This window comes from Prosthecobacter sp., from assembly GCF_044373815.1.
Taxonomy (GTDB): Bacteria; Verrucomicrobiota; Verrucomicrobiia; order Verrucomicrobiales; family Verrucomicrobiaceae; genus Prosthecobacter.
Window position 1 is genome coordinate 1 of record NZ_JBIPNG010000528.1, and the last position, 4278, is coordinate 4278.

3 protein-coding genes are annotated in these 4278 nt (G+C 60.2%); 1 reads left to right on the forward strand and 2 read right to left on the reverse strand.

Going from position 1 to position 4278, the window contains the following annotated elements:
• Positions 1-738: hypothetical protein (locus ACIREA_RS27525; protein WP_397385528.1), on the reverse strand; the 738-nt coding region annotated here is incomplete at its 3' end.
• 141 nt (positions 739-879) lie between these two features.
• On the opposite strand from ACIREA_RS27525, the gene ACIREA_RS27530 reads away from it, so the two are divergent.
• Complete coding sequence (locus ACIREA_RS27530; protein WP_397385529.1) at positions 880-3060, forward strand: transglycosylase domain-containing protein; 2181 nt, start codon at positions 880-882, stop codon at positions 3058-3060.
• A gap of 13 nt (positions 3061-3073) precedes the next feature.
• Here the strand turns inward: ACIREA_RS27530 and ACIREA_RS27535 are convergent.
• The coding region (locus ACIREA_RS27535) for a vitamin B12 dependent-methionine synthase activation domain-containing protein (RefSeq protein WP_397385530.1) at positions 3074-4278 on the reverse strand (1205 nt) is incomplete at its 5' end.

Consider the following 4278-nt stretch of genomic DNA (forward strand, 5'->3'; position numbering starts at 1 on the left):
ACTCTGGATGTCGTCCACCTTGAACTTGGCCACCGGCGTGCAGGCGAACGCGCCGACGACGAAGGTGCCTTCCTTCGATTGGTAGGGGATGAAACTCTGGATCGGTGCCTTGGTCTCCCACTTACGATGCGCCACATGATACGTCTCCGCACTGAACCCACTGGCCGTGGTGCCGTTTTTGAGCGGCACGGGGATCGTGAAAATGCGGGAGGCGAATTCTTCATTGCAGGTGCCTGTGGCAAAGACGCGGTCCTTGTCGAAGGCCACGTCGGTGATGTTCGTGACCTTGCTGGCGGTGCCGCCGGGCAGCGTGATGCGCACCCAGGCAAGCGGAGCGAGATTCAGCGGAGCCACCTTGCCGTCTGCGCCAACGCTGACAATCAGCACCGCGTTGTCAGGGCGGCGCTGCACGCCGAGGTAAATGCGTCCACTGGCAGGATTCACCGCGAGATCTTTGACCGTGATGTCCTCCTTCTTGGCCCCGAGTCCGGCGGCGATCTGTGCGCCGATGTCGGCCACCGGTTTGGCGAGGCGTTCGCTCTTGGGTCCGGCATCGCCCGTCTGGATAGCCACCACGCTGGCCGTGGCCGGCTCCGCGACCAGCAGCAGACCTTCCGGCCCGAAGCTGAGAGAACTGAGCGACTGGATCTGCAAACCGCCCTGCTGCGGTGATTCGAGCAGTGCGGCGGAGGCACCGAGCGTGGTGACGATGAGGAAGGTGAGGCAGAGTGCTTTCATGGTCGGATGGGTTGATTGCAGTCGTATGTACGGAAACCATATGTGAAATGTCACGCCAAAATGTGAAATTGAAGTTCACGCCGAGTTCATCGTCTGAGGCTTGATCTTTGGTCCAAAACCAGCGACCCGATGCCTGCACACATGAAAAAGAAGCCCACTGAAGAGCGCAAGCCGACGAAACCTACTCTGTCGCGCTGGCAGTCATTCAAGCGGCTTGGCGTGATTTTTCTCATGGGAGGTTCGCTGCTATGCACGCTCACAGCGGCGGTGGTCATCGGCGTTTACAGCCATCTGGCGAAGGCCTACGACCTGACCAAACTCGGGGACATGCCGGAGCGAACCATCGTGATGGATTACAAAGGCGAAGTCCTCGGCCGCATGCATGGCGAGAACCGCATCATCGTACCGCTGAGCGAGGTGTCGCCATGGTTTGTCAAAGCCCTGCTGGCTCGTGAGGACTCACGGTTCTACGATCACGGAGGCATCGACTACAAAGGCGTGGCGCGCGCCATGGTGCGCAACTTCAAGGACATGCGCGTGGTGCAGGGCGCCAGCACGCTGACCATGCAGCTCGCGCGAAACAGCTTCCCGGATCTCGATGACCGCAGCATCCACCGCAAGCTGGTGGAGATGATGCTGGCACGCCGCATTGAAAAGGCCTGCACGAAGGACCAGATCATTGAGCACTACATCAACCGCATCTTTTACGGCCCCGGCATCTACGGAGTGCAGCGGGCCAGCCAGGTTTACTTTGGCAAGCATGCCAGCCAGCTCAGCCTGAGCGAGGCTGCGATGATCGCCGGCATCATCCGCAGCCCCGTGCGCTTCTCGCCCTTCCGCAACTATGAAGGAGCGTTGAAGGAGCGCGACACCGTGCTCAAGCGCATGCTGGAAACGAAGGTGATCACGCCGGAAGAGGAAATCGCAGCCAAGTATGCGGACATCGCCCTGCATGCGCAGCCTGTGTTTCAAAGCCAGGGCGGCTACGCACTGGACACCGTGCGACGCGACCTGGATTTGATTTTGGAGCAGCAGGAGATCGAGGACGGCGGACTGCAGGTCTTCACCACTCTGAATAAAAACCTGCAGGACGCCGCGGAGGCCGCCGTGGAGAAGCGCCTGGCTGCTGTGGAAAAACAGCATGGCTATGCACACCCGAAGAAGGCGGATTTTGACAAGACCTGGGATGGCGCTCAGGAAATTGCCTCCACGCCGTATCTGCAGGCGGCGCTCATGGTGCAGGACAACTCCACCGGCGGCATCCTCGCCCTCATAGGCGGCCGTGACTACCGCCACAGCAAATACAACCGCGCCACCCAGGGAGAGCGGCAGATCGGCTCGACGGTGAAACCTTTCGTGTATGCCGCAGGCATCGCCTCTGGTTTCATGCCTGGCACCCTGATCAATGATGCGCCGATCCAGCCCGGGGAGATTGACGGGGCTGATCCTGGCTGGAGTCCGCAGAACTCGGATGGCAAATTCCTTGGGCCCACCACGCTGACGGACGGCATTGTGAAAAGCCGCAACACCATGACTCTGCGCCTTGGCAACTATGCCGGGATTGATCGTGTGATCGATCTGCTCACCAACGCCGGCTTCAGCAAGCCTGCCGAAAGAACGCCGCAGATTTTCATCGGTAACATTGGCGGCAATCCACGCCAGCTCACCAGTGCGATCAGCATCTTCCCCAATCAAGGCCTGCGTCGCCGACCTTTCCTCATTGACCGCATTGTCGATAAAGCGGGCAACATCATCTACCAGACCCCCGTGCTCGAATCCGAGGTCATCACCCCGAGCGTGGCGTTCCTCATGCGCAACATCCTCGCACAGGTGCTGGATCGGGGAACTGCAGCATCCCTGCGCAATGAATACGGTTTCAAAGAGCCCGGCGGTGGCAAGACCGGGACCACGAATGATTACAAGGATGCTTGGTTCGCCGGTTTCACGGATCGAGTGAGCTGCGGTATCTGGGTGGGGCTCGACAAACCGCAGACGATTGTCGAAGGCGGCTATGGCGGAACCCTCGCACTGCCTATCTGGGCCGACGTGATGAAAAAAGCCGTCGCTCTCGGCTACAAAACCGAAGTGCCCAAGGTCACGCTGCCGCTTTCACGCGTGACTCTGTGCCGCGTGAGCAGCCAGCTGGCCACCGATGGCTGCGGCCAAGCTGGCACCGCATACGAGGATGCCCTGCCCTACGATCTGGTGCCCAAAAACTTCTGCGCGGAGCACCAAGGTTACGCCGCGCCCCCTTCGCGCCAGATGCAGCAACCCGGTCAGGGACGCGGCCTGTTCGACCGCATCCGTGGCTGGTTTCGTTGAACTTAGAGAAGTCTCAATAGCCGAGCCAAGGACCAAGCCAGCGCTCAGCCTCGGCAAGCGTCATCCCTTTACGCTGTGCATAGTCTTCCACCTGGTCTTTGCCCAGAACGCTGATACCGAAGTAGTGCGACTCAGGATGGGCCAAGTAGAGGCCGCTGACAGCGCTGCCGGGATGCATGGCCATGCTTTCTGTGAGCTCCACGCCGGTATTGGCTGCGGCATCGAGCAGATCAAACAGGATGGGCTTCTCGGTGTGGTCAGGCTGGGCGGGATAGCCGGGCGCTGGACGGATGCCGCGATACTTTTCTTTGATGAGTTCCTCGCGGGAAAGCTCGCCGGGTTTTTCATAGCCCCAGGCGTAGCGGGCCTGCTGGTGGAGGTATTCGGCGAAGGCCTCGGCCAGACGGTCGGCCACGGCCTTGGCAATGATGGCGCTATAGGGATCGTGCGCGGCTTCGAACTCCTTGGCGAACTCATCCGCACCGTGAATGCCGACTGCGAACCCGCCGATGTAGTCGGCACGGCCGCTGTCCTTCGGCGCAATATAATCACTGAGCGCATAGTTCGGCGTGTCCTTCTTGATGACCTGCTGTCGCAGGGTGTGGAAGGTGGTTTTCACCGTGGCGCGTGACTCGTCCGTGTAGACTTCGATGTCATCGCCAATGGCGTTGGCGGGGAAGAAGCCCATGATGCCTCGCGGGTTGAACCGGCTTTCTGCAATGACGCGGTCGAGCAGATCATTGGCATCCTTGTAAAGCTTGAGGGCTTCCGCCTCGGCCTTGCCCTTCATCTCCACATCTTCCTGCGCAGAGGAGAAACGTTGCTCCGCAGCGATCCAGCGCCCACGCAGTTCCCATGAATGGAAGAAGGGCGACCAGTCGATGAACTCGCGCAACGCGGCGACAAGTTGTGGACCTTCATAAATCTTCGTCCCAAGGAACGTCGGCGTGGCGATGTCCTGCGTGGCCCAGTCGAACTTGACGCCTTTCTCGCGAGACTCGGCGATGCTGAGAAGCACACGGTCCTTCTTCTTTCCATACTCTTCACGCAGGCGCGCATGGCGGGCCTCGTTGCTGGCCACAAAGGCTTCACGCTGATCTTCGCTGAGCAGGGATGTCGTCACAGGCACGCTGCGGGAGGCGTCCAGCACATGCACAATGCTGCCGCTGTACTTCGGCGCGATTTTGATGGCGGTGTGCGCGGGGCTAGTAGTGGCAC